At 70.1% G+C, this 25,096-nt stretch carries 11 protein-coding genes and 1 pseudogene; 6 read left to right on the forward strand and 6 right to left on the reverse strand.

Annotation, left to right across the window (positions count from 1 at the left end):
- Positions 1-46: 46 nt before the first annotated feature.
- Entirely contained in the window at positions 47-1,561 is a 1,515-nt protein-coding gene (locus QHF85_RS03115; RefSeq protein WP_281325516.1) for a hypothetical protein, read from the reverse strand.
- Between the two features lie 192 nt (positions 1,562-1,753).
- Between QHF85_RS03115 and QHF85_RS03120 the strand changes: the two genes are divergently transcribed.
- Both QHF85_RS03120 and QHF85_RS03125 read left to right on the forward strand, forming a co-directional pair.
- Positions 1,754-2,845 carry a hypothetical protein gene (locus tag QHF85_RS03120; protein WP_281325517.1) on the forward strand — a complete coding sequence of 364 codons (1,092 nt, stop codon included), beginning with the start codon at positions 1,754-1,756 and terminating at the stop codon, positions 2,843-2,845.
- Positions 2,846-2,862: 17 nt separating this feature from the next.
- Positions 2,863-3,816, forward strand: coding sequence for an amidohydrolase family protein (locus tag QHF85_RS03125; RefSeq protein WP_281325518.1), 954 nt, complete (start codon positions 2,863-2,865; stop codon positions 3,814-3,816).
- On the opposite strand, the gene QHF85_RS03130 is transcribed toward QHF85_RS03125, so the two are convergent.
- The 3 genes from QHF85_RS03130 to QHF85_RS03140 all read right to left on the reverse strand — a co-directional run bounded on the left by QHF85_RS03130 (position 3,808) and on the right by QHF85_RS03140 (position 8,158).
- Positions 3,808-4,575 carry a DUF1295 domain-containing protein gene (locus QHF85_RS03130; RefSeq protein ID WP_281325519.1) on the reverse strand — a complete coding sequence of 256 codons (768 nt, stop codon included), beginning with the start codon at positions 4,573-4,575 and terminating at the stop codon, positions 3,808-3,810. The two genes, QHF85_RS03125 and QHF85_RS03130, sit on opposite strands and share 9 nt — an antisense overlap.
- A gap of 3 nt (positions 4,576-4,578) precedes the next feature.
- The gene (locus QHF85_RS03135; protein ID WP_281325520.1) at positions 4,579-5,559 is read right to left on the reverse strand and encodes an SDR family oxidoreductase; all 981 of its coding nucleotides are present in this window, start codon (positions 5,557-5,559) and stop codon (positions 4,579-4,581) included.
- Between the two features lie 121 nt (positions 5,560-5,680).
- Entirely contained in the window at positions 5,681-8,158 is a 2,478-nt protein-coding gene (locus QHF85_RS03140) for a tetratricopeptide repeat protein (protein ID WP_281325521.1), read from the reverse strand.
- Positions 8,159-8,602: 444 nt separating this feature from the next.
- Between QHF85_RS03140 and QHF85_RS03145 the strand changes: the two genes are divergently transcribed.
- Positions 8,603-9,397 carry an enoyl-CoA hydratase-related protein gene (locus QHF85_RS03145; protein WP_281325522.1) on the forward strand — a complete coding sequence of 265 codons (795 nt, stop codon included), beginning with the start codon at positions 8,603-8,605 and terminating at the stop codon, positions 9,395-9,397.
- 113 nt (positions 9,398-9,510) lie between these two features.
- Here QHF85_RS03145 and QHF85_RS03150 read toward each other — a convergent pair whose 3' ends face one another.
- Positions 9,511-10,407, reverse strand: coding sequence for a 3-hydroxyacyl-CoA dehydrogenase NAD-binding domain-containing protein (locus tag QHF85_RS03150; RefSeq protein WP_348652708.1), 897 nt, complete (start codon positions 10,405-10,407; stop codon positions 9,511-9,513).
- 312 nt (positions 10,408-10,719) lie between these two features.
- Here QHF85_RS03150 and QHF85_RS03155 point away from each other — a divergent pair, with 312 nt between their 5' ends.
- The 3 genes from QHF85_RS03155 to QHF85_RS03165 all read left to right on the forward strand — a co-directional run bounded on the left by QHF85_RS03155 (position 10,720) and on the right by QHF85_RS03165 (position 23,551).
- Positions 10,720-21,957 (forward strand): tetratricopeptide repeat protein, encoded by an 11,238-nt coding sequence (locus tag QHF85_RS03155; RefSeq protein ID WP_281325524.1) that lies wholly within the window; start codon positions 10,720-10,722, stop codon positions 21,955-21,957.
- Positions 21,958-22,046: 89 nt separating this feature from the next.
- On the forward strand, positions 22,047-22,652 hold the full coding sequence (locus QHF85_RS03160; RefSeq protein WP_281325525.1) for a lysophospholipid acyltransferase family protein: 606 nt from the start codon (positions 22,047-22,049) through the stop codon (positions 22,650-22,652).
- 20 nt (positions 22,653-22,672) lie between these two features.
- Positions 22,673-23,551: an aminotransferase class IV gene (locus QHF85_RS03165; protein WP_281325526.1), complete on the forward strand. Its 879-nt coding sequence runs from the start codon at positions 22,673-22,675 to the stop codon at positions 23,549-23,551.
- A 58-nt stretch (positions 23,552-23,609) separates the two neighbouring features.
- Here the strand turns inward: QHF85_RS03165 and QHF85_RS03170 are convergent.
- Positions 23,610-25,096 (reverse strand): annotated as a pseudogene (locus QHF85_RS03170) (hypothetical protein); the annotation flags it as partial.

A 25,096-nucleotide genomic window follows, 5' to 3' on the forward strand; every position in this document is an offset into this window, starting at 1 on the left:
GCGCGCCTCGACGGTGGCCAGATCGTGTGGCCGCGCGAGGGCGCGGTCAAGATGAATGCGGTTCGATTCGCGCGATGGCTTGCTGAAGGTCGAGGTTGTCCATGCGCCGAAGCGCGTCGAGCCCGCGTGGAGTGAGGTCGAGCTTTCGGCACGCTTCGAGCAGGGCGATGTGGACGGACCACGTCACGAGGGGCGGCGCTTCGAGGAGCGAGAGGAGCGTTTCCAGCTCGCGAGCGGCGTCGAGCTTCGTGAGGTTGTCGATGGCGTCCTTGCGGATCGCCTCACGCTCGTCCATCGCGAACGCGACGAGGCGAGGGATGGCCTCCTCGGCGGGCGCGTGGGCGACGTAGGTGTCGAGGGTTTCGTAGGCGTGGGTGCTCGTGACGCCCGGATCCAGGAGGTGGCGAAGCGCGCAGGCGGCGACGTGGGGGCTCGGCGTCGTTTTGCCCAGGTAATACATTGAACTCTTCGATACGAAGAAGCGCAGGTCGGCGAGCAGGGCGATGAGCGCGTCGTGGCGATGCCACGCCCCAAAGAGGCGCGCGCCGCCGCAGCGTACCTCGGGATCGGGGTGCTTCGTGAGAAACGGGACGAGGCGTTCGATGTCCGAAGGGGAAAACGCGGCCGGGTCGGCCCGTTGCAGGCGGCGTTTCTTTTGGGCCCAGAGGCCGCTGGGGTCGGAAAGAGATATCAAGAGCTCGCCCGCGGTGACGACATCATGGACAGGGTTCGTTCGGACGAACGATTCCGGTGGCTCGTAGCGTATCTCGTCATCGTCGAATGCCAGGATCGACCAGACCGGCCGCATCCAGGCGAGGAGCGCCTCGCGCTCGGCGCCCTCGGCGGACTGGAGGGCCGAGGCGAATTGAGAACGTAACGCGTCGAGGCTATATTTTGCCTGGTCGCCGAGTTTTCCCTCGCGTGACGAGAGCTCGGCGAGGCGCGCGAGGGTGCGGCGGGTCGGATAATACTGGAGGGTATCGGCCGCGGCGACGGCGACGCGCTCTTCGGCGTCGTCGAGCGCCGCGAGCAAAGGCTCCTCGGCGGCGACGGGTTCGTCCCAGAGGAGCACGTCTGCCGCGGTTTCACGCACGCTCGGATCCGGATGCGAGAGGGCCGCGATCTTGAGGGCCTGGAAGCGCGGCTCCTGGAATGCCCACATCATGGCCCGGATGGCATCGCGGTGGAGGGGATGGCCGGGATCACGCGCCATGGACTCGACGAGGTCGGCATGACGGTGATCCATGCCGAGGACGGCATACCGCTGCACGATGAGGTCGCCGTCACGCAGCATTGCCGGGAGCTCGAATCGATTCTCTGCTCCGCACGCCCGGAGAACCGAGCTCGCGACGTCCCGTACGCGCGGAGACGCCGCGTGGTCCTGGAGCAACACGAGGAGCCGCGGCTCAGCCCGAGGATCGTCGAGGATCTGGAGCGTATGGGCGATCTCGTCGCGCTCGTCCTCAGGCGTTTCGGGATCAGCGAGGCAGGCGAGGAGGGCGAACGTGAAGGAGCGGTCCTCGTCCTCGCGAATCTTGTCGTGCGGGAAAGAAGGCGACATCGAGAGGAGGGTACCACGGCGCGGAGAGGGTCTGTCGCGCGGCGGGCGTTCGAGGCATGCGGAGTCGTGATGCACGACGTCGGGGAGGTTTGCCCAGACGATAGAGAGATGAGAGGAAGCCCAAGCGGCGCGCCTCGACGGTGGCCCGATCGGCGCTTCACGGCGGCGAAAAACGCGGGTAGCATCCCGTCGGTGGCCCCGTCTCGACGTTCCTGGTGGATCGGCGCGATGCTCGCGCTCGCGTGGAGCCTCGCCCCGGGGGTCTCCCGGGCCTGCTTCTGCCGGCCCCCGCCCGTCGAGAGGTTCCTGCCGGGAGACGGCGCGCACCTGCCCTCGAATGCGCGCGGTGTCACGTTCTTCTCGTCGTACCGCCGGACGATCTTCGAATGCGAGCCGCCGTTCTGTGATCCGGAGATGCAGCTGGCCTCCCGCACGCCATTGCCCTCCGCGGGCGATTTCCGCGTGCAAATCGTGAATGGATCCCGATACGAGGCCGTTCCGTTCGTGGTCGAGCCGGTGGTCCTCTCGGTGCGCGATACGCCCGGCTACCGTTATGCTGACGAGCTCTTGGTAGCGCCGCGCGGGGGGATGCGTCCCGGCGCGACCTATCGCTTCGAGGGACCAGGCGCGGTGATCCACGTGTTCGTGGACAAAGAGCCGCTCCGCGCGGGGACCCGGCTGCCGCTGCGGGTGAGCGACCCCGTCCGCATGCAGCTTTCGCTGTCACACCCGGCCGCCTGCTCGGTCGAGCTCGACGCGGAGACGCGGACGGTGAGCGTCGATTTGCCCTCGCCGGACTGGGCGAGCGCGCTCTGGTTCGCGACGTTGGTGGACGGAGCGGTCTGGTCGTTCCGCCACGACGATTGCGATGTCCACGTGCCTCGATCGAGCTGGATGGGGCCGGGGCTGGATCTGCTGTTCGAGGTTTGTTATGGCAAAGGCGACATCTCCGCGGGGTTTCCCTTCGAGGGCGATTCGCTTGTCCACACCGTGCAGATGGTGGCCGTGCTCCCGGGGACGAACGTGCGGCTCGAAAGCGAGGTCGTGACCTTCGGCGAGGGGTGCGCGCAGCCGAAGGCCGTCGAGACGGCGCCGAAAACGACAGCGAGGCGAGCGGAGCCGATCGAGAAGCCGAGGGAGGCGCTGCCGCCGGGCGGCGCGTGCGGGAGTTGCCGGGCGGGGGCGAGCGACGCGGGGCGATGGGGAGCGGTCTTCACGCTCGCTCTTCTGGTCGTCGGAGGGGGCCGGAGGTTTCGCAGGCCCTGTCGCCCGGGCGCGTGTTGAGGCAAGCTCGCGCCGTCATGCACGACTGTCCCCTGCCCTGCCTCGCCGATCACGCGCCGCCCAAAGAAGCCTTCGGTGGGTGGCTTTCAGCCGATCGGGCCCCGCTGCCCGCTGCGAACGACGAGGAAGGTGAACGATTGTCGTCGTCGTTGCCCGAGGTGATCGACGCGCACGTGCACCTGTTCCCCGAGCCGGTGTTCGAGGCGCTCTGGCGGTGGTTCGATCAGTATGGATGGCCGATCCGGTACAAGCTCCGGGCGCAGGAGGTGGTGCAATTCCTGCTTTCGCGCGGGGTTTCGAGAATCGTGGCGCTGCATTACGCGCACAAGCCGGGGATGGCGCGGGCGCTGAACGATTTCGTGGCAGGTCTCTGCCGGGAGGAGCCGCGCATCCTGGGGCTCGCGACGGTGCTGCCCGGGGAGCCGGGCGCGAAGGAGATCCTCGCGGAGGCGTTCGGGATGGGGCTCCGGGGCGTGAAGCTGCATTGCCACGTGCAATGTTTTTCGCCGGACGAGGAGTCGCTGCACGACGTGTACGAGGCGTGCGTCCGGGCAAACAAGCCGCTCGTGGTGCACGCGGGGCGGGAGCCGAAGAGCCCGGCCTACAAGTGCGATCCGTACGTGCTCTGCTCGGCCGAGCGGGTGGAGCGGGTGCTCGCGGAGTATCCGGGTTTGAAGCTCTGCGTGCCGCACCTCGGGGCCGACGAGTTCGACGCGTACGAGCGGCTGCTCGAACGGTACGACAATCTCTGGCTCGACACGACGATGACGATGGCCGAATACTTCACGGGGCCGCCGCCCGTGCGGCTCCTTCATTGCCGGCCGGAGCGGGTGCTTTACGGGTCGGATTTCCCGAACGTGCCGTACGCGTGGGACCGGGAGATCAAGCGGCTCGCGGCGCTCGATTTGCGGGAAGATGCGCTCGTGGCGCTCGTCGGGGGGAATGCGAAGAGGCTGTACGGGTCAGAATAAGCCCGGGACGAGGGCCTTGCGCTCGGGCGGGTAGTCCGGGAATTTTTCGCGGTACCAGCGGTGGTGGGAGCGCGCGCGCGGCAAGAGGTTCGCGATCGTCCAGAGCGCGAACGCGAGGCCCGGCAGCGACCAGGTGCAGATCGCAAAGCCGATCCATTCGATGATCTCGCCGAAATAATTGGGGCAGCTCACCCACCGGTAGAAGCCGCCGCGGGGGATCTTGTAGCCGGTCTCGCCAGGCTTGCGCAGGTGGAGGAGGATCCAGTCCGCCTGCTGGTTGATCGCGAATCCCGCGAGGAAGATGGCCGCGCCGAGGAAGAAGCGGGGATCCGAGAGCCAGGCCGAGGCATATCGATCGGGGCCCGCGAAGCCGAAGAGATAGCGGCCATTGAGGTAGGCGTTGGTCGAGGTGAACGTGAACCCGAGCGCGGCAATGGCGATCGGCATTCGCTTGGGGCCGCTCTTCAGGCGGAACGGGAAGATGTAGGCGCGGTGGACGTAATGGAGCTGCCAGAGGAAGAGGAACGCGAGCGAAGCCGGATCCGTGGGGCAGCCGCCGAGGTAATAGCAGGCGAAAAAGACGAGAACCGACGGCGACTCCATGAAGAGCCAGCCGAGGCGATTGTGGATCGTGGGGCCCCACGATTTCGTCTCGTGGCGGCCGTACGGCGCGGTGATGAAGAAGAGGGCCGCGAAGGTCAGGGCCGCGACGGCGAGGAAGCCCCAGAGGAGGTATTGGTAAAACGCGAGCTCGGCCATGGTTCAGCGGGGAAGCATGCCGGTCTCGCGGAACCATGCATAGGTCGCCTCGAGGGTCTCCTTCGTGGGGCGAGGCGTGAAACCGAGCTCGGTCTCGGCCTTTTTATGGCTCGTGTAGCGGTGAATGCGGAGCGCGTGCAAGGAGACGCTGTTGAAGAGCGGGTCGGTGCGGAGGAGCTTCGCAATGCCCCCCGCAGCAGGGGCGACGGCGCGCGCGAGCCACATGGGCGTCGTGAGGCGCGGCGGGCGGCGGCCCGTGACCTCGCCTGCGACCGTCGCGAGCTCGGCAAAGGTGAGCCAATGGCCCGAGAGGAGGTAGTTTTCACCACGGCGGCCGCGGGTATCGGCCGCGAGGGCCGCTGCCACGATGTCACGGACGTCGACCCAGGAGAAGCCGCCCTCCACGAGCCCAGGCATGCGGCCGCGGGCGAGCGATAGAAGGACACGGCCCATGCGCGAGGGCATGTAATCGTGCGGGCCGAGGACGGCCGCGGGATGCAAGACGACAGCGTCGAGGCCTTTCTCGACGGCCGAGAGGACGACGCGGTGGCCCGCGGCCTTGGAGCGGTCATACGGGGGCTGGCGAGGGTCGGTGATGAGCGGGCGCGTCTCGTCGAGGACCTCGGTCGCAGGTTCGGTGGAGAAGGCGTGGATCGAGCTGAAATGCACGAGCCTTCGGACGCCGTGGCGCAGGCACGCGTTCGTGATGTTGCGGACGCCGTCGACGTTGATGGTCTCGACTTCGGGGTCGACCGACTCGAGCGATATCTTGGCGGCGCAGTGATAGACGAGCTCGGCGCCGCGGATGACGCGATCGACGGCGTCAGGGTCGCGGACGTCGCCGGAGGTTCGCTCGCAATCGACGCCGTCGAGCGCGCTCGGCCCGTGTCGATAAAGCACCCGCACGCGATGGCCGCGCTCGACGAGTGCGCGCGTGAGGTTCGCGCCCACGTGCCCCGTGGCCCCAGTAACGACGACGTCCATGGCTGATCGGTCCTCCGTGCGCCCGGCACTATACCGGGCGCGAAGGACACGCCATCCGTTTTTTCGGGAATTCGAGCAGCGAAGCTGCTCTGCGAGGCCGCATAGCGACCTCGCCTCGGGACTAAAGAATGCCGGGGAACTCAGTGTTGACGTCGTCGATGAGGTCCTGACGACCGATGCGCAGCCAGGCGTCGCGCGACGCGAAGAGGTGCTTCTTGAAGATGTCCGGGTCCGCGGCGACCTGGGCCAGGCGGTAATGCGTCCAGCCGATCGAGTAATCGTCCGCCAGCGTCGAGAAGAGGCCGAGGGCGGTCTCGTAATGCGACCGGGCCGCGTCGTGCTCGAACTGCGTGAGCGCGATGTCGCCGAGGCTCTGGATGCAGTTCGCCTCGCCCATCTTCTCGCCGACCTCGCGGAGGAGCGGGAGCGCCGCGAGGTAGTAAGCGTGCGCGTCCTCGATCTCCGTGCACGCGAGCGCGACGTCGCCGAGGGTCGACAGGCACGTGCCCTCGGCGAGTTTGTCGCCGAGCTCCTTCAGGATGGGCAGCGCCTTCTGGTAGTGCCCCTCGGCCACGGCGTGCTCGCCGAGCGCGAACGCGATGTCGCCGAGGTTCTGCAGGCACTGCGCCATCGAGAGGCGATCGCCGAGCTCTTCGAGGAGCGGGCCGACCTCCTGGTAGAGCGCGCGCGCCTCGTCGTACTGCGTGCCCTGGAAGGCGATGTCCGCGATGCCCTTCATGCAGGCCGCGCTCGAAGCCTTGTCGCCGAGCTCGTTGTAGATCGGCAGCGCTTCCTTGTACCGAGCGCGCGACTCCTCGTAGTCGTCGCGCAGGGCCGCGATCTCGGCGAGGTTGCGCAGGCAGTTGGCCTCGCCGAGCTTGTCGCCGATGTGCCGGTAGTACGGCGCGGCGTCCGTGTAGCGAAGCTTCGCCTCGTCGTACTCGTCGCGCTCGCTCGCGATGTCGCCGAGGCGCATGAGGCACGACGCGATGCTGAGGCCCGCGCGCGCCTGGTGGAAGAGCGGGAGCGCGTCGAGGTAGCGCGCGCGCGCCTCGTCGACCTCACCACGCGCGAGCGCGATGTCGCCGAGCGCCTGCGTGCAGTCGGCCTCGCCGAGCTTGTCGCCGCCCTCGCGAGCCGCGTCGCGCGCGCGCTCGACGACGCGCGGCGTGCAGTGGCCCGAGGAGCCGATGAACGTGGCGAGCGCGACGGAGGCGTCGATGCACGCGATGCGATGCGGGCCGTCGAAGCCGCGCAAGATCATCGCCTCGATGTTGTCGCTGTCCAAAGCGAGGCGCGCCGCGCTCTCGTCGCCAGCAGGCCATCCGACGTTCGGGCCGTTCGAGAGCGCGAGGCCGGTGTACCGCTGCGTGGCCTTCGCCGACTCCTCGGCGCCGGGGCGCTGCGAGCCGACGATCTCACGCGCGGCGCGGCGCAAGCGGTAACGCTTCGATGCATCCTGCGCGAGGCCGAGGGCCACGAGCGCGGCGCCCGCGTCGGCGGTGCCCGAGGACGCGAAGGTCGCGAGGTCCTCGGCGCGGACGCCATTCGGCAGCGCGGCGAAGAGCGGCGCGAGGCGGCGCGCTTCGTCCGAGAGGCGGCCGCTCGCAAGCGCGAGCGCGACGGCGATCTCGATGGCGCTCGCCGACTCGGGGCCGTCCTCGCGCATGAGGAGCTCGTTCTGCTTCTGGTGCCAGGCGCGGACCGCGAGGTCGAGCGGACCATCACCGGCCGCGCGCGCAAGCAACGCGAGCGCGAGGGGGTTGCCCGCGGCCTCGGTGAGCGCGAACGAGAGGCCCGGATCGGAGCGGCGTGCGTCGCCGGCGATCGCGAGGAACGCTTGCCGCGCGGAGGCCTCGTCGAAAGGTTTGACGGCGGCGACGTGGAAGCCGTCGGGCCGCGCCGCGCTCGAGCGCGACGTGGCGATGACGGCGACGCCGGGGATGGCCGTGAGCCTCTGGAGGAGGTCGCGCACGTTCGCGGGATCCTTGCCGAGGGGCACGTCGAGATCGTCGAGGACGACGAGGGCCGGCGCGCGGCGCAGCGTCTCCGCGATGCGATTGACGAGCGGCGCCTCGGGCGTGACGCCGAGCGCGCGGCTGACCTCGACGACAGCAGCTTCGGTGTCGGCTGCCGTGTCGAGGTGCGCGACGTACCTGCGGCCGCCGAAGCGACGGACGGACGCGTCCGCGTGGAGGAGCGCGAGCGCGAGCGTCGTCTTGCCGAGGCCTGCGTCGCCGACGAGGAGCACGGGCTCGGGCGCGTCGCGATGGATGTGCGCCGCGAGCTCGGCGAGGAGCGCGTCCCGACCCACGCAGGGTCCTGCGTCGGGCACCGGCGCTCCGGCGACGCGTTTGTCCTCGGCGAGCAGGTGCTCGTTGCGAGCGACGGCGACGGGATGCGCGCCGGAGAGCTTGTCGAGCAGAACCTTGAGATCGGCGTTGTCCACGAGGAGCGCGATCTTGCCGGCCCGATCCGCGCCGCGCGCGACGCGCCGGGCGATGGAGCCGAAGTTCTGTGCGACGAACGCTTCGACGTCTGCGTCTTGAGGCAGGACTTCCGCGAGCAGCCGGTTCAGACCGGCCTTGGTAAGGACCATACCCGGCAGTTTCACCCCGAGACGCACGCGGGTACAAGATCGGTTGCGTTCCGGTCGAGCCTCGAAGCGCTGTTTGGAGGCCGGCCCGCGGAGGGACCACGCATCGCGCTGCCAAAGGCTCGCTCCTCTCGGTTCTGCCCGCTTGGCCATCTTCCGTCGTCACGTAGTCCCCAGCACAACGAGTGCGCATGGAGGAGTCACCCCTACCGTCACGTGACGTCGCGAACGTGGAAGATCGGCCCGGTCGATCGTCGTTTCCGTGCACGAGTCGCGCACTTGCGCTCGACAAGGAGCGCGCGGGTGTCACACTCCAACTCGTCGCGCGCGTGCCGGTCCGCCCCCCCCAACCGGTGCGCTGCGCGACTTTTTTTTGCCCTCACGGCAACCCGCGTCGGCCGCTCGTCCGGTCTTCCCACCGAGGCCGCGTCCTGGTAACGCGGCGCCATGACGGAGACCGACCTCGTCCTCGTGGAGCGGACCGGCACGATCGCGACGCTCACGATCAACCGGCCTACCAAGCTGAACGCGCTGAACGCGCACCTCGTTGCGGAGCTCGCGCGGGCGTTCGAGGCGCTCGCGGCCGCGGGCGACGGAGAGGACGCCGTGCGCGCGGCGATCCTCACGGGCGCGGGCAAGGCGTTCGTGGCAGGCGCGGACATCGGGGAGATGGCGGAGATGACGCCGGTGGCCGCGAAGCGGTTCGCCGATGCGGGGCAGCGGCTGTGTCATCGGATCGAGGCGCTGCCGTTCCCGGTGATCGCCGCGGTGAACGGGTTCGCCCTCGGCGGAGGCTCCGAGCTCGCGCTGGCATGCGACTTCATCTATGCGGCCGAGGGCGCGAAGCTCGGGCTGCCCGAGGTGACGCTCGGCGTGATGCCGGGGTTCGGCGGGACGCAGCGGCTGCTCAGGCGCGTGGGCGCGGCGCGGGCGCGGGAGCTCGTGTTCACGGGCGACATGGTGACCGCGGAGCAAGCGCTCGCGATCGGGCTCGTGAACGCGGTGCATCCGGCGGCGGAGCTTTTGAGCCGGGCGAAGGACACCGCGCTGAAGATCGCGTCGCGCGGGCCGCTCGCGGTGGCCGCGGCGAAGCGTGTGATGCTGCACGGCGAGGGGGTCGACCTCGCGTCGGCGTGCGAGCACGAGGCGCAAGCATTCGCGGGGCTGTTCGGTTCGGAGGATCAGCGCGAAGGGATGAAGGCGTTCCTCGCGAAGACGAAGCCGACGTTCGTCGGGCGCTAGCGCGAGTGCGACTCGATCGCGCTGCGAGGTCGCGTAGCGAGCTCGCCTCTAGGGGGTGAATCGGCCGGGCTAAGCCTCGGCCGAGAGGGGGACGCGAGGCGTCCCCCACGGGACTAACGCGCGAAGCTGTTTTTCGTTCGCTGGCCCTTCTCGTCGTACACGTAGAACCCGCGGCCGCTCTTCTTGCCGAGCCAGCCGGCGGCGACGAGGTTCCGGAGCAGCGCGGCGGGGCGGTACTTGTCCTCGCCGAGGTCCTTGTGGAGCACCTCCGCGATCGCGAGGACGGTGTCGAGGCCGATGAGGTCGGCGAGCTCGAGCGGGCCCATCGGGTGGTTCAGGCCGAGCTTCGCGCCCGTGTCGATGTCCTCGGGGCTGCCCACGCCCTCCTGCAAGGTGAAGCACGCCTCGTTGAGGAACGGGATCAACATGCGGTTGACCAGGAAGCCCGGTCGATCCTCGGAGGTGATCACGGTCTTGCCGAGACGAACCGACAGCTCGTGGACGAGCGCGTAGGTCTCGGGCGAGGTCTGCACGCCACGCACGATCTCCACGAGCTTCATGAGCGGCACGGGGTTCATGAAGTGCATGCCGATGACCCGCTCGGGCCGCGAGGTCGCTGCCGCGAGGCGCGTGATCGAGATCGACGAGGTGTTCGACGCGAGGATCGCGCCGGGCGCGAGCGCGGCGTCGGCCTTGCGGAAGAGGTCGATCTTGAGGTCGACGTTCTCCGTCGCGGCCTCGACGGCGAGCTCGACGGACGCGAAGGGGGCCATGCTGCCGGCAGGGACGATGCGATCGAGCAATGCGCGATGATCGTCCGCCGACATCTTCCCCTTCTCTACGAGCTTTCCGAGGATACCGCCGATCAGCGACTTGCCCTTGTCTGCGATTTCCTGGGATGCGTCGCAGAGGACGACCTCGATCCCGGCCGCCGCGGCGACCTGCGCGATGCCGCGGCCCATCTGGCCCGCGCCGATGACACCAATCCGTTTCACGGAGGAAGCGTTCATGGGGCCGCTTGATAACCCAAGGTGCGGCCGCGTGGAACGGCCCGAGGACACGCCAGGAGAGGACGGGGGCTTTCCCGCGGGTTTGCCGCGCCGCGAGCGGACGGCCGGACCGGGATGGAAACGCTGCCTTGAAACGCCGGTCGAATGCAGCGTAGAGTCGGCTCGCGTCAAATAAATCCGAGGATCCTTCTCTCGAGACGCATGGCGGGAGAAGGACGAGCTGTCTGGTCCAAAGTGCCCGCGTTGCACGTCGAGGTGCAGCGTCGGGTGACCGGATGATCGTGTCGTTGAGCTTCGCCGACCGGGGTAACGATGAGCGTTGAGAAAATTCGCGTGGCCCTCGGGGTCCTGCAGTCCGATCCCGAGAACGAGGCGGCCTGGAACGATCTCGCGGAGGCAGTGACGGCCCCCGACACGTCGACGAACGACGTGGAGCGTCTCCTGGGGCTCGCGCGGGCCAAGCAAGAGGAGCGGAAAGAATGGGGCGCGGTCGCCAAGCTCCTCGAGCTGGAGATCTCCTTCGCCTCGGGGACGCCCGTCGAGCCGCCGATGCAGGCCGAGCTCGCGCGCATCTACAACGAGGAGCTCGTCGACGCCGACAAGTCGCGAGCCGCCTACCAGCGCTTGCTCGAGCTGCAGCCGGATCACGAGGCCGCAGCCGAGGCGCTGGAGAGCGATACGACGAAGCGCGAGCGGTGGAGCGAGATCGTCGACCGCTACGTGGCCGAGTCCGAGAACGCGGACGGGCCCGCCTTCAAGAGCTCGCTCCTGGCGAGCGCGGCGGACGTGGCGCTGCGCTACGGGCACGCCGAGGCGCGTGATCGAATCGACGAGCTCATCGGGCTCGCGCTGGCGCTCGATCCGAAGAACAGCCGCGCGACGCGGCTGCTCGAGCGCGCGAGCGCGAAGGTCTCCGACTGGGACGGCGTGACGCGGGCGCTCTCGTTCACGCTGCGCGAGGGCGCGACGAAGGAGGACCGGATCGCGGCAGGGCTCAAGCTCGGTCGCGTCGCGGCCGAGAAGATCGGCGACAAGGGTCGCGCGCGCGACGCCTTCGCGCAGGTGCTCGACATGCAGCCCGGTCAACCGGACGCGCTCGCGTTCCTCGCCGACCATTTCACCTCGAACGAGCAATGGGACGAGCTCGTCGCGCTCTACGAGGATCAGCTCAAGGGCGGCGGCGTGAAGCCGGGCGAGGAGCTCGGCGTGCTCATCCAGATCGGCATGGTGCACTGGAGGATGCGGGGCCAGCCGCAGGCGGCGGAGGCGTACTTCGACCGCGTGCGTCGCGCCGATCCGACGCACGCCGGCATGCTCGCGTTCTTCCGGGAGCACCTGCTCGCCAAGGGCGACAAGGCGCGGCTCTACGCGGTCCTCACCGACGCGCAGCGCGCGCTGCCCGACGGGGCCGACAAACGCGCGATCGCCGGGGAGCTCGCCAAGCTCGCCGAGTCGACCGAGAACGCGCACAAGGCGATCGATCAGTACAAGAACATCCTGCGCACGGACCCGGACAACCGCGACGCGCGCGACGCCCTGAAGCGGCTCTACATGCAGACGGAGGGCTACAACGCCCTCGTCGAGCTCTACCGGCAGGAGCTCGAGCGCACGCCGCAGACGGACGTGCAAGGTCGCATCCAGGTGCTGCGCGACATCGCGTCGGTCTACCGCGACCGCGCGAAGAACGACGCGGCGCTCGTCACGGCGCTCACGCAGATCGTGCAGCTCGACGAGCGGGACATCGACGCGGTGCGTGAGTTGACGCGGGTCTACGAGACCCTCGGTCGCTGGCGTGACCTCCTCGCGTACCAGCAGAAGCTCGCCGAGCTCAGCACGAGCGACGCGGAGAAGGCGAACCTCTACCGCGCGGTGGCGCGGCGCTGGGTCGACCAGTTCTCGAACGTCCAGAACGCGGTGGGGGCCTACGAGTCGCTGCTCGCGGTGGCGCCGGGCGACGAAGAGGCCGAGTCGCGGCTGAAGGAGCTCTACCTGAAGCGGCGCTCGTGGGCGCAGCTCTACGCGCTCTACGAGGCGCAGCTCCCGAGGACGGAGGACGCGGCGCGCATCGAGCTGCTCGGCGAGATGGCGAAGCTCGCGGCCGAGCGCCTCGATCGCGGCGCGGACGCGATCGCGCACTACAAGCAGATCCTGGAGCTCGACGCGAACGCGCCGGGCGTGCTCGACGCGCTGGAGAAGCAAGCCGAGCGCGACAAGGATTTCGCGACGGTCGCCGAGGTGCTCGAGCGCCGCGTGGACGCGGCGACGGACGACGCCGGGCGGCTCAACGCGCTGCAGAAGCTCGGCGCGGTGTACGCGGAGCGGCTGAAGGATCCGGTGGCGGCAGCGCGCACGTGGCGTCGCGTGCTCGTGCTCTCGCCGGGGCACGCGCGCGCGCTCCGCGTGCTGCGCGAGTCGTACGTGGCGTCGGGCGACTGGGACGGGCTCGAGGAGCTCTACGCGTCGCAGAACGACTGGGAGGGGCTCGTCGAGTTCCTCTCGGGCGCGGCGGACAAGACGACCGAGCCGAACGTCAAGCTCGACATCTCCTTCCGCGCGGCGCGGATCTACGAGGATCAGCTCGGCGCGCCGGAGCGGGCCGTGCGGTCGTACGAGCGCGTCCTCAGCGTGTCGCCGACCGACGCGCGCGCGGCGGCGGCGCTCGTGCCGATCTACGAGAAGGAAGAGAAGTGGGCGCGGCTGCCCGCGCTCTACGAGATCCTGCTCGGCGCCACGCAAGACGTGGAGGAGCAGGTCTCGATGCTGCGCAAGCTCGCCGCGGTGACGGGCGGGCCGCTCGCGGACAAGCAGAAGGCGCTCGGCTATGCGCGGCGCGCCTACGAGCTCGACGCGAGCGAGGACGGGCTGTCGCTGCTCGAAGCGTGGTCGCGCGCGGCGAGCTCGTGGGGTCCGTTCGTCGAGGCCGTCGAGGCGCGGCTGAAGCGCGACGAGGAGATCGACGGCGCGACGCGACGCGCGCTGAAGCTGCGCCTCGCGGAGGTGTACGCGCGCGAGCTCGGCAAGGTGGACGAGGCGGCGGCGACGTACCGCGAGCTCGTCGAGGCGGATCCGACCGACGACGAGACGATCCGCGAGCTCGACGCGCTGCTCCGCGCGAACGAGAAGAAGGACGACCTGCGTTGGCTCTTCCAGCTCCGCGCCGATCAGGTCGAGGGCGAGGCCCGCGCCGAGATCCTCGAGGAGTGGGCGACGCTCGAAGAGGAGGTCTTCGGCGACAACGCGCAGGCGATCCTCTTGCTGCGCAAGGTCGTCGAGGTGACGCCCGCGCGCGGCGAGGCGCTGCGTGCTCTGTCGCGCTTGCTCATCGCGGCAGGCGAGGCGGCGGCCGGCGCCGAGGTCGTGGCGCGTCATCGCGACGTGTCCGAGGGTGACCAGCGCGGGCGGTGCGAGGTCGAGCTCGCCACGCTGTACCTGGAGAAGCTCGAGCGGCCGGTGGACGCGTTCGACGCGGCGGTGCGCGCGCTGGAGATCCTCCCGCACGAGCCGGACGCGGTCGGGATCCTCGCGCGCTTGCTCGACAAACCGGAGACGCGCGCGCAGGCGGCGCAGGTCCTGTCGAGCGAGTATGCCGAGACGGGCGACGCGCGTCGTGAGGCGCACGCGCTCAAGGTGCTGCTCGAGACCGAGACCGACACGTCGACGCGGCTCGCGCTCTTCCTCAAGCTCGCGGACGTCAACGAGCAGAAGCTCCGCGCGGTGGGCACGGCGCTCGACGTGGTGCTCGGCGCGCTGAGCGAGTTCTCGAGCGAGCTCACGGTGTGGGATCGCGCGTCCGAGCTCGCCGCGCGGGCCGGTCGCCCGACGGATCTCGCCGAGGCGTACCGGACGCACCTCGTCACGGCGCGGAACGAGGACAGCAAGAAGCTGCCCGACGACGTGGAGATCGAGCTCTGCGAGCGCGCGGCTATGCTGCACGACGAGCAGCTCGGCGATCCGGAGGGCGCGATGCCCTACCTCGATCGCGTGCTCGCGGTGGACCCGACGAACGAACGCGCGTTCTCGCGCCTGAAGCAGATCCTGACCAACGCGGAGCGGTGGAGCGAGCTCGAAGCGCTCTACGACAAGGCCGCGCAGGGCACGCCGGATCAAACGACGCGGATCTCGCTGCTCAACGACGTCGCCGTGATCGCCGAGGAGATCATGGGCGATGCGGCGAAGGGCATTCGCTACTACGAGCGCATCCTCACGCTCGACGCGTTCTACGAGCCGGCGCTCGACGCGCTGCAGAGGCTCTACGAGCGCGAGGGGCGGTGGAAGGACCTCGCGGCGCTCCTCGAGCGGCGTCTGGAGACCGCGACCGACGAGGAATCGGCCGACATCAAGCTGAGCCTCGGGCGGATCTACCTCGATCGCCTGCACGAGCCGGCGCTCTCGCTCGAACACCTCGAGCGCGTGCTCGAGCACCGGCAGAACGATGCGGAGGCGCGCCAGCTCGTCGAGCGTCTGCTCGAAGTGGGCAGCCTGCGCCTGCGCGCCGCGCGCGTGCTGGAGGTCGTGTACGAAGCGCGCGACGAGGTGCGTCAGCTCGTGCGGGTGCTCGAGATCCGGCGCGAAGGCGCGCAGGAAGAGCACGAGCGTCGCGAGCTTCTGCGCCGCGTGAGCACGCTGCGCGACGAGCGTCTGCGCGACGACCCGGGCGCGTTCGCCACGTTGAGCGAGCTCGTCCCGCTCGAGCCCGACGACGCGATCGTCCGCGAGCGCTTCGTGGACATCGGCCGCAGGCTCGCCGAGCACGAGAAGATGGCGACCGTCCTCACGGCGGCCGCCGACGCGTGCAGCACGCCGCCGACCCAGGGAGAGATCCTCATGGTCGTCGCGGAGATCTACGCGGACATGCTGGGCGACCGGGATCGGGCCGAGACGGTCTACCGGCGCGTGCTCTCGATCGACGAGACCGATCCGAACCTGGTGATCCCGGCGGCGCGAGCGCTCGCCGGCATCTACACGAGCAAGGGGAAGCACGAAGCGCTCGCCGAGGTGCTCGGCATCGAGGTGCGCCTCGAAGAGGACCTCGAGAACCGTCGCAACCTCTACCGCCGTATCGGCGAGGTGTACGAGTCGGTCCTCGAAGCGCCCGACAAGGCGATCGGGGCCTGGCGCGCGCGTCTGTCCGACGATCCGGAGGACCTCGAGGCGCTCTCCGCGCTCGAGCGCCTCAACGAGCGCACGGGCGAGTGGCGCGAGCTCGTCTCCATCCTGGAGGCGCGGCAGACGCTCTCGAACGACGCGAACGAGCGCAAGCGGACGATGGTGCGCGCGGCCGAGACGCTCGCGAGCAAGCTCGGCGACGTGGCCGGCGCGATCAACGGCTGGCGCAACGTCTCCGACGAGTTCGGCCCCGAGCCGGCCACGCTCTCGGCGCTCGAAGCGCTCTACGAGAAGGCGGAGCGCTGGTCGGATCTCGCCGACACGCTCGACGTGCACCTGTCGCTCGCGAACGAGCTCGAAGAGCGGCTCGATCTGTTCGCGCGGCTCGGCGACGTGCGGCGCCTGCACCAGAGCGATCTGCCGGGCGCGCTCGACGCGTATCGCCAGGCGCTCGTCCTCGATCCGGCGAACGCGCGCTGCAGGAGCGCGCTCGAAGCTCTGCTCGAGGATCCCGAGGCGCGGCGCGACGCGGCCGAGACGCTGCACCCGCTCTACGAGGCCGACGGCGACAGCGACAAGCTGCTCCGTGTCCTCGAGATCGAGGTGGAGACGGCGGACAGCACGGGCGAGCGCCTCTCGAACCTGCAGAGCGCGCTCCGCACGGCGGAGGGTCCGCTCGGCGACACGGGCCGCGCCTTCGGGTACGCGGTGCGCGGCGTGCGCGAGGCCGCGGGCGAGGCCGAGGTCGGCGATTGGATCCAGACCGTCGAGCGCCTCGCGAGCACGACGGGCCGGTGGGCGGAGCTCTCGGAGCTCTACCGATCGGTCGTGGACTCGATCCTCGACGGCGACGTGCAACAGGACGTGCGGCTGCGCGTCGGCGAGCTCGCGCGGACGAAGCTCGACGACAAGGCGCTCGCGGTCGAGTGGTACAAGAACGCGCTCGAAGCGAGGAGCGACGATCGCCGCGCGATGGTGGCGCTCGAAGAGCTCTACAGCGAGGCGAACGACGCGCCGAACCTCCTGGAGATCCTCCGGCAGCGCGTCGACAACGCCGCGGACGACGTCGAGAAGAAGCGCCTGCTCTTCCGCCAGGCGGAGCTGCAGCGCGACGCGCTGAAGGATCCGAGCGGCGCGATCGAGACGTACGAGGCGCTGCTCGACGTCGAGCTCAACCCGAAGGCGATCGACGCCCTGGAGACGCTCTACAAGGAGTCGAAGCGCTGGGAGGACCTCATCAAGCTCTACGAGCGTCAGCTCGATGGAGGGGTGGGGGCGCCGGCCGAGCTCCGCGTGAAGATCGCGAAGGTCGCGCACGAGCGGCTCGAAGACGTGTCCCGCGCGTTCGACGAGCTCGCCGAGGCGCTCGTGATCGACGCGGCGCACGTGGGCGCGGTGGGCGAGCTCGAAGCACTGCTCGAAGCGTCGGAGAACCCGGCGCACCGGGCGCGCGCGGGCGAGATGCTGGAGCCTGTCTACCTCCGCCGCGCCGACTGGGCGCGCGTGAAGATGGCCCTCGACGCGCGGCTCGCCGCGAGCGAGGACCCGTCGGAGCGGCGCGAGCTGCTCACGCGCCTGGCGACGCTGCACGAGGAGCAGCTCGAGGACTACAAGGCCGCCCTCGAGACGGTGGCGAAGCTCCTGCACGAGGACCTCGGCGACGAGGGCGTTTGGCACGAGCTCGAGCGCCTCGCGAAGGTGGCGAGCGCGGAGCGGAGGCTCGCCGAGATCTACTCGGCCGAGCTCGGCGAGATCACGGTCGACGACGCCCAGAGCGCCAAGCTCTGCCGCCGGACGGGCGAGATCTACGCGGACCTGAACGACGTCGCGAGCGCGCTCAAGTGGTACCGGCGCGCGCACGAGTTCGAGCCGGAGTCGCGCGAGCTGTTCTCCGCGATCGACGGCCTGCTCGTGAGGGAGCGCCGCCACGAGGAGCGCGTCGAGCTCTACCGCTCGTCGCTCGACTACCGCTACGACAAGGAGCGGCTCGACGCGCTGCACACGATCGCGCGCCTCGAACGGATCGAGCTCAAGCAGCCCGAGAAGTCGATCGAGACGTACCGGGCGGCCCTCGACGTCGACGACGCCGACGCGCGCGCGCTCGACGCGCTGACCGAGCTCTACGCGGAGCTCGGCCGCGATCAGGACCTCGCCGATCTCTACCTGCGGCGCGCCGAGGCCGCGGCGAACGGCGAGGCCGGCGCTCCGTACCGCCTCGCGCTCGCGCGGCTGCTCCGCGACAAGATCAAGGACACGTCGGCCGCGATCGATCAGCTCGAAGCGATCGTCTCCGACGTGCCGTGGCACCAGGAGGCGATCAAGGAGCTCGAAGCCCTCACGCGCGACGAGGAGCACAAGGCGCGCGTGGTGGAGATCCTCCGCCCGCTCTACGAGCGCAGCGACGACTGGCGCCTGCTCGTGAAGCTGAACGAGGAGCGCTACCACCTCGCGAGCGAGGTGCACGAGAAGGTCGCCGTGCTGCGCGAGACCGCGCAGCTCTGGGAGACGCGCGGCAACGACCGGAGCCTCGCCTTCCGCTCGATGCGCGCGGCCTTCGCCCTCGACCCCGAGGATGGAGAGACGCGGGCCGAGCTCGAGCGCCTCGCGACGATGCTGGGTGCGTGGGAGCGGCTCTCCGAGAGCTACGAGCAGGGCATCGGGAAGACGACCGACGACGTCGTGAAGCGCGAGCTCTTGCTTGCCGTGGCCAAGGTCTACGACGGGAAGGTCGACGACCCGCGGCGCGCCCTCGGCGCCTACCGGAGGCTCAGCGAGCTCGATCCGACCGAGCGTGATCCGCTCGAGGCGATCGACATGCTGTCGATGCTGCTCTCCGACTGGCAGACCTTGATCGCGGTCCTCGAGAAGAAGAGCGAGCTCGCCTCGGACGACGAGAACGCCGCCATCTGGCGCCGGATCGCCGAGACGAAGCTGCAGATGCTCGACGACGAGGAGGGCGCCATCAAGGCGTACGAGCGCGCCCTCGAGCTCGATCCGGAGAGCACGGTCACGGTCGACGCGCTCATCCCGCTGTACGAGCCGCGCGACGCAGCCCAGCGCCTCGTCGAGCTCTACGCGCGTCGCGTGGAGCTCGCGGGCTCGGGCGAGGCCGACCTCCGGTACGACCTCAACGTGCGCGCGGCCGAGCGTTACGAGAAGTCGCTCGACAACCGTCGGGAGGCGATCAACGCGCTCAACGCGGCGCTCGACGCGCGCCCCTCGGACGCGGCGGTCCTCGCCTCGCTCGAACGGCTCTACCGCGCCGAGAAGATGTGGGACGAGCTGCTCGACAACCTGAAGCTCCAGGCGAGCACCGCGGAGACCCGCGAGGCGCGCGTGAAGCTCCGGACTGCGATCGGCGATCTCTACGCCGCCGAGCTCGCGAGCCCGCAGGACGCGCTCGAACACTACCGCCTGGTGCTCGACGACGACGCCACGAACGATCACGCGATCAAGGCGATCCGCGCGATCGGCGAGGGTCGCGAGGAGCTCCGCCTCGACGCGGCCGACGCCCTCGAGCCCGTCCTCCGCGCGGCCTCGCGCTGGGAGGAGCTCGTCGGCGTCCTCGAGATGCGCCTCAAGGCGCAGACCGAGGGCATCGACCGCGCCCGCACGCTCCGCGCGATCGCGATCGTCGAAGACGAGAAGCTCGGAAAGGCGCTCGCCGCAGAGGGCGCGCTGCTCCGCGCGCTCGAAGACACGCCGGACGATCCCGAGCTCCACACCGAGATCGAGCGGCTCGCCGAGCGCTCCGAGGGCTTCGGCCGTTACTGCGACGCCCTCTCGCAGCGCGCGGCGGCGACGTTCGACGCCGTCATCGCGAAGGATCTGTGGCTGCGCGTCGGGCGCATCGCCGAGGACAAGCTCAAGGACGATCGTCGCAGCGTCGAGGCGTACGCGAAGGCCGTCGAGCAAGCTGGCGACGAGCCCGCGCTGCTCGAATCCCTCGACCGTCTCTACTCGCGGCTCGGGGACAACAAGGCGCTCGCCGATGTCCTCGAACGTCGCGTCGCCGCGATCTCGGACGAGCGCGAGCAGGCGAACTTCCACCACCGGCTCGCCACCATCCAGATCGAGTCGTTCGGCGAGAAGTCGCAGGGCCTCGCGACGTTGAAGCAGGCCCTCGAGCGGGCGCCCGATCACGGGCCCTCGCGCGCGGCGCTGGAGAAGCTCACCGACGAGCGGTCGCTCTTCGAGGAGGCCGCCGAGGCCCTCGAGAGCGTCTACAAGTCGCAGGGCGATCACGCGGCGCTCGCGAAGCTCTACGAGAAGCGCATCGGGTTCGTCGGGACGCCCGCCGAGCGCGTGCGGCTCCGGCTCGATCTCGCCAAGGTCCTCGAGGATCGCTCCGGTGATCCGAAGGCGGCCCAGGGCGCGCTCGAAGCCGCGCTCAAGGACGACCCGGCCGACGTCGACGTGCTCGCCGAGCTCGAGCGCCTCGCCCCGATCACGGGCGGGTGGGCGGGCGCCGCGGACGCGCTGGAGAAGGCCGTGTCCGAGAAGAGCGATCTCTCGACGGACGCGGCGCGCGACCTGTGGATGCGCATCGCCGAGTGGCGCAAGGACAAACTCGCCGACAACGCCGCTGCGGAACGCGCGCTCGAGCAGGCGCTGAAGCACGACCCGACGAGCGAGACGATCCTGCGCAACATCGAAGGCCTGCAGCGCGCGGCTGGCCGCGAGCGTGACCTCGTGGGCACGCTGCGCCGCCTCGCCGGGCTCGACGGCCTCGGCCACCTCGCCTCCGACCTGCGCCGCGAGGCGAAGGGCCTGGCCGAGGGCGTGCTCGCGGACGACGCGCTCACCGAGGCGATCCTCCGCGACATGATCAAGGCCGACGACAGCGACGCGTGGGCGCTCGCGGAGCTCACGAAGGTGCGCGACAAGGCCGGCGACGCGAAGGAGGTCTTCGATCTCCTCGTGCGCCAGGCCGAGCTCGCGGCCGAGGGCGACAAGATCCGGGACCTCAAGCACCGCGCGGCCTCGGTCGCCCGGGAGAAACTCTCGGACGACAAGAAGGCCCTCGACCTCTACAGCCAGATCTTCGAGGACGAGCCGAACGACGCGAAGGCCTCCGACGCGCTGCGCGAGCTCTACGCGAAGGCTGGCAAGAACAAGGAGCTGCTCAACGTCCTGTCGCGCCTCGTGGACCTCGCGGAGACGCCCGCGGCCCGCGCCACGCTGCGCCTCGAGAGCGCCCGGATCTGCATCGAGAAGCTCGACGCGACGAGCGAGGCGATGGAGCACCTGCGCGCGATCCTCGACGAGGAGCGCACGCACGAGCAGGCCACGCTCCTCCTCTCGCAGCTCCTCGAAAAGACGGGCCGCGACGACGAGCTGGCGGAGCTGCTCAACACGCAGATCGACCTCGCCAAGGAGCGCGGCGATCTCTCCGCGGAGCTCGTCTACAGCGTGCGCCTCGGTGAGGTCTTCGAGAACCGCCTGAACAACGTTCCGAAGGCGATCGAGACGTACAAGGCGGTGCTCGAGCGCGACGGCAGCCACAAGGGCGCGCTGCTCTCGCTCGCGCGTCTCTACGAGAAGAAGGGCGACAAGGCCGAGGCGGCCAAGGCGCTCGAGACGGTGCTCTCCTCCGCCAGCGGTGAAGAGGCCGTCAAGACGTCGCTCCGCCTCGCGGATCTGTACACGGCGCTCAAGGACGAGGCGGCGGTCCGTCGCGTCCTCGAAGCTGGCCTCAAGGCCGACGAGCGCGCCGCGGACATCCGCAAGAAGCTGCACGCGCTCTACGAGAAGCAGCAGGCGTGGGCCGAGCTCGCCGACCTCGTGAAGGGCGACGCCGAGGCCGCGACCGAGGCGGGCCAGAAGGTGCAGCTCTATCGCAAGGCCGCGGACATCCATCTCGGCAAGCGGAGCGATCCGGGCGCCGCGGCGGACCTGCTCGTGAAGGCCTCGGAGCTCGCCCCCGGCGATCGGGAGCTGCTCCTCGCGCTCTGCGACGCCTACAGCGCCTCGGGCCGCGGCAAGCAGGCCGCGGAGGTGCTGCAGAAGATCGTGGAGTCGTACGGCGGCCGTCGCTCGAAGGAGCTCGCGACGATCCATCACCGGCTCGCCAAGGCGTACCTCGCCGAAGGCGACAAGGAGAAGGCGCTCGCGGACCTCGACATCGCGTTCAAGATCGACCCGGGTTCGATCGCGATCCTGCGCGACCTCGGCGTGCTCTCGATGGAGCTCGGCGAGGCCACGGAGGAGAAGGCGGGGCGCGACGCGCACTTCGAGCGCGCGCAGAAGACCTTCCGCGCGCTGCTCCTGCAGAAGCTCGACGAGAACTCGCCGATCTCGAAGGCCGCGGCCTTCTACTACATCGGCCGGATCCTCCACGCGCAGGGCGACGACAAGAAGGCGATCCAGCAGCTCGATCGCGCGATCGATGCCGACAAGAACTTCGCGCCCGCGAAGGAGCTGCTCGCCAAGCTGAAGAAGTGACCGCTGGGGGTTTGGGGGCGAAGCCCGACTTGCTCGGGCGTAGCCCCCAAGCGTCGAATACGCGGCGACGACGAGCCCTCGGCCACGCTGTGGGGCTCGTCGCCCGCCTCCTCCTCCGCACCGTCCGCTTCTCCCTCCTCACGCACCCCGATCTCGACGGAACCGACGGCACTCCCTGGGTGCTCGCCTTCTGGCACGGCCAGCAGTTCGCGCTGCACCGCTGGCCCAAGCGTCGCCGCACCGCCGTGCTCGTCAGCCTCTCCGACGACGGCGAGATCCAGACCGGCGCGCTCGGATCGCTCGGGCTCGTCGTCGAGCGTGGTTCGTCCTCCCGCGGCGGCGCCATGGGCCTCAAGGGCATCGTCCGCCGCATGCGACGAGGTCATGACGCGGCTTTCGCCGTCGACGGCCCGCGTGGCCCGCGCGGCGTCGTGCGCGGTGACGGCGATCGCGTCGGCGCGATCCTCGCGGCGCACCTCGCCGGCGGACTCGTCGTGCCCCTTGCCTCGGCTTGCTCCTCCGCGTGGGTCCTCGCGCGGACGTGGGACAAGTTCGAGATCCCCCGCCCCTTCTCGCGCGTCGCCGTCGCGCTCGGCGCGCCGCTCGATCCACGCGGCCTCGACGGCGCGACCTTGGCGCGCGCGATCGACGCGGCTCGCGAGACGGCCCAACGCGCGCTCGGCGTCGATCCGTGACACGCTCTCGGGCGACGACCATGAGCCGCATCGCCTGCATCGACGGAAGGCTTCACGCGCCCGAGGACGCCAAGGTCTCGGTCTACGACCGCGGCTTCCTCTACGGCGACAGCGTCTTCGAAACCATCCGCACCTACGGCGGCCGCCCCTTCGCGCTCGACGAGCACGTGCAGCGCCTCGAACGATCGGCCGCGCAGGTCGGGATCCCCATGCCGATCGATCCGCCCGCGTTTGCCGCGGAGATCGAGCGTGCCCTCGCGGCTGCGGCGAACCCCGAGAGTTACGTGCGCGCCACGCTCACGCGCGGCTCCGGCCCGCTCGGCCTCGATCCGCGGCTCGCGGCGCATCCGCTCCGCGTGATCCTCGTCGAGCCGCTGAAGCTCCTTCCGGCGTCGATGTATCGCGACGGCGTCTCCGTCATCACGCATCGCACCGAGCGCGCCTGCGATGCGGCGCACGGCGCCAAGGTTGGCAACTACCTCGCCAGCGTGCTCGCGATCCGCAAGGCGTGTGACGTCGGCGCGCACGAGGCGCTCATCATCAACACCGCGGGGCAGATCGTCGAAGGTACGACCTCAAACGTTTTCGTGGTGCAGGGAAAAACGCTGATCACGCCACCCGAGGAGGCGGGGATCCTCGCGGGGATCACGCGCGGGCACATCCTCGCGATCGCGGGCGAGGCAGGGCTCTCCGTCGCGCTACGCCCGCTCGTTCCGGAGGACGTGCGCGCGGCGGACGAGGTGTTCCTGTCGTCGAGCTTGCGAGAGATCCTGCCCGTCGTCGCGGTCGACGGCGCGCCGATCGGCAACGGCAAACCGGGTCCGCACACGCGAGCGCTGCACCTCGCGTTTCGACGGCATGTAGGGATGGGCGACGCAAAAGCGCCGTGGGAAGGCTGAGCTCCCTTCCCCCCTCTTCACGGAGTGGAGAGGGGGGTTGGGGGGTGAGGTCTGGCGATCAGGTGGAAGCTTCTTGCGTTCCTTCGGCCGGCGCAGCCTGCGGAGCTTGCGGCCCGAGCGGCGCCACCGGGATGCGGAGCGAACCGCCGCCCTGATGCGCGAGCACGCTGATCCCCTTCTGGAAGAAGCCGACCAGGAACGGGATCTCGTTCGGCGGCGAAGTGATCAGCCCCGCCTCCTTCACCGCGCGCGCGATCGCGAGCACGTCCGCCGCGCGGTCGTTGCCCTTCCGCGCGCGCACCGAGATCGCCGCGTCGCGCATCCGCGTCGCGACGATCGCGCGTGCTTCCGGCGAGAAGAAGCGATCCGTCGCGGCCATGATCTCCTCGCGCAGCGCCTCGTTCACGGCCTGCGGATCGCGCACGCCCTCCGGCCCGAGCCGCTGACCGAGCCGCTGGAGCAGCTCTTCGAGGCTCCCGCGATCGGGCATCCACGACCGGAACTCCGGCTCCTCGTGCAGCGTCGCCGACCCGGGCGCGCGCGCCCAGGCGAGCTCGCTCGTGATGTCCGCTTCGAGATCGGCCACCGGATGCGCCGGCTCGGCCTCGGGGCACGGCTCCACGAGCTCGCGGCAGCCCTCGAACCCGAGCGGCACGATCTGCCCCGACGTCGCGTTTTGCTTGCGGGCCGTGGCGATCCGATGACGCGCCCACTCGAGCGGCACGGGCGCCGGCGACACGCCGAGCCCTTCGAGCGCGCGGTTGCGGCCTTCCTTGAGCTGCGAGCCGCTCATCCAGGCGCTGCCCGCGTTCAGGATGCCGATCGGCTCCCGGACGATCACCTCGGCCAGGTGGTACCGACCGCTCGCGTCACGGCTCGTGATCGAGATGGCCGACGTCCCGCTCCCATCGGGCGGCAGGAACGTCGCTTCGAGCGTCGCCTCGGCCCGCGTGTCCACGCGCGCCACCCGCTGCCGCGTCGGGATCGCCGTCCCGCGCGACTTCAGGATGTTGATCGCTCGACGCGCGGCCTTGCGCGCGACGCCCGGCGCGTCGTCCGCGTCGGCCACCGCCGCGATCGCCTCCGCGTTCGAGGCCGCGATCCACGCGTCCACGAGGGCCGCGCTGCGATCCCCTGCCTTGCGCGCGGCCTCCACGGCCGTGTCCCAGCCGGCCGACAGATCGGCCGCCTCGAACGTCGGGGCCGCTGCGGCCGCCGGGGCCTCGGCGGCGCCTTCCGCCTTCGCGGGCTGCGCCGGGGCCTTGCCCTTCGCTTGCTGCGCGGCCTTCGCCTTCGCGGCGAGCGCTTCCTTCGCCGTCAGCGCCGGCTTCGGCGCGGAAGCCTTCGGGCCGCCGCTCGCCTTCGGGGGCGGCGCGATGATCGTCACGATGTTCGGCTTCGGCGCGGCCGGCTTCGCGGCGGGCGCGGGCGGCGCGACCGGCTTCGGCGCGGGCTTCGCGGCGGGCGCGGCGGGCTTCGCCTGGGCCTCACCAGCAGCAGCAGGCGCGGCGGCGCTCGGCGCGGCGGCTTGCGGACGATCGCGAC

Origin of the sequence: Polyangium sp. 6x1 (genome assembly GCF_029946515.1) — a bacterium.
Taxonomy (GTDB): Bacteria; Myxococcota_A; Polyangia; order Polyangiales; family Polyangiaceae; genus Polyangium.

Coding starts and splice junctions, on each gene's coding strand:
- QHF85_RS03135 (WP_281325520.1), bottom strand. CDS start 5,559: ATGGACGTCGTCGTTACTGGGGCCACGGGGCACGTGGGCGCGAACCTC.
- QHF85_RS03145 (WP_281325522.1), top strand. CDS start 8,603: ATGACGGAGACCGACCTCGTCCTCGTGGAGCGGACCGGCACGATCGCG.
- QHF85_RS03165 (WP_281325526.1), top strand. CDS start 22,673: ATGAGCCGCATCGCCTGCATCGACGGAAGGCTTCACGCGCCCGAGGAC.
- QHF85_RS03155 (WP_281325524.1), top strand. CDS start 10,720: ATGAGCGTTGAGAAAATTCGCGTGGCCCTCGGGGTCCTGCAGTCCGAT.
- QHF85_RS03115 (WP_281325516.1), bottom strand. CDS start 1,561: ATGTCGCCTTCTTTCCCGCACGACAAGATTCGCGAGGACGAGGACCGC.
- QHF85_RS03150 (WP_348652708.1), bottom strand. CDS start 10,407: ATGAACGCTTCCTCCGTGAAACGGATTGGTGTCATCGGCGCGGGCCAG.
- QHF85_RS03125 (WP_281325518.1), top strand. CDS start 2,863: ATGCACGACTGTCCCCTGCCCTGCCTCGCCGATCACGCGCCGCCCAAA.
- QHF85_RS03130 (WP_281325519.1), bottom strand. CDS start 4,575: ATGGCCGAGCTCGCGTTTTACCAATACCTCCTCTGGGGCTTCCTCGCC.
- QHF85_RS03140 (WP_281325521.1), bottom strand. CDS start 8,158: ATGGTCCTTACCAAGGCCGGTCTGAACCGGCTGCTCGCGGAAGTCCTG.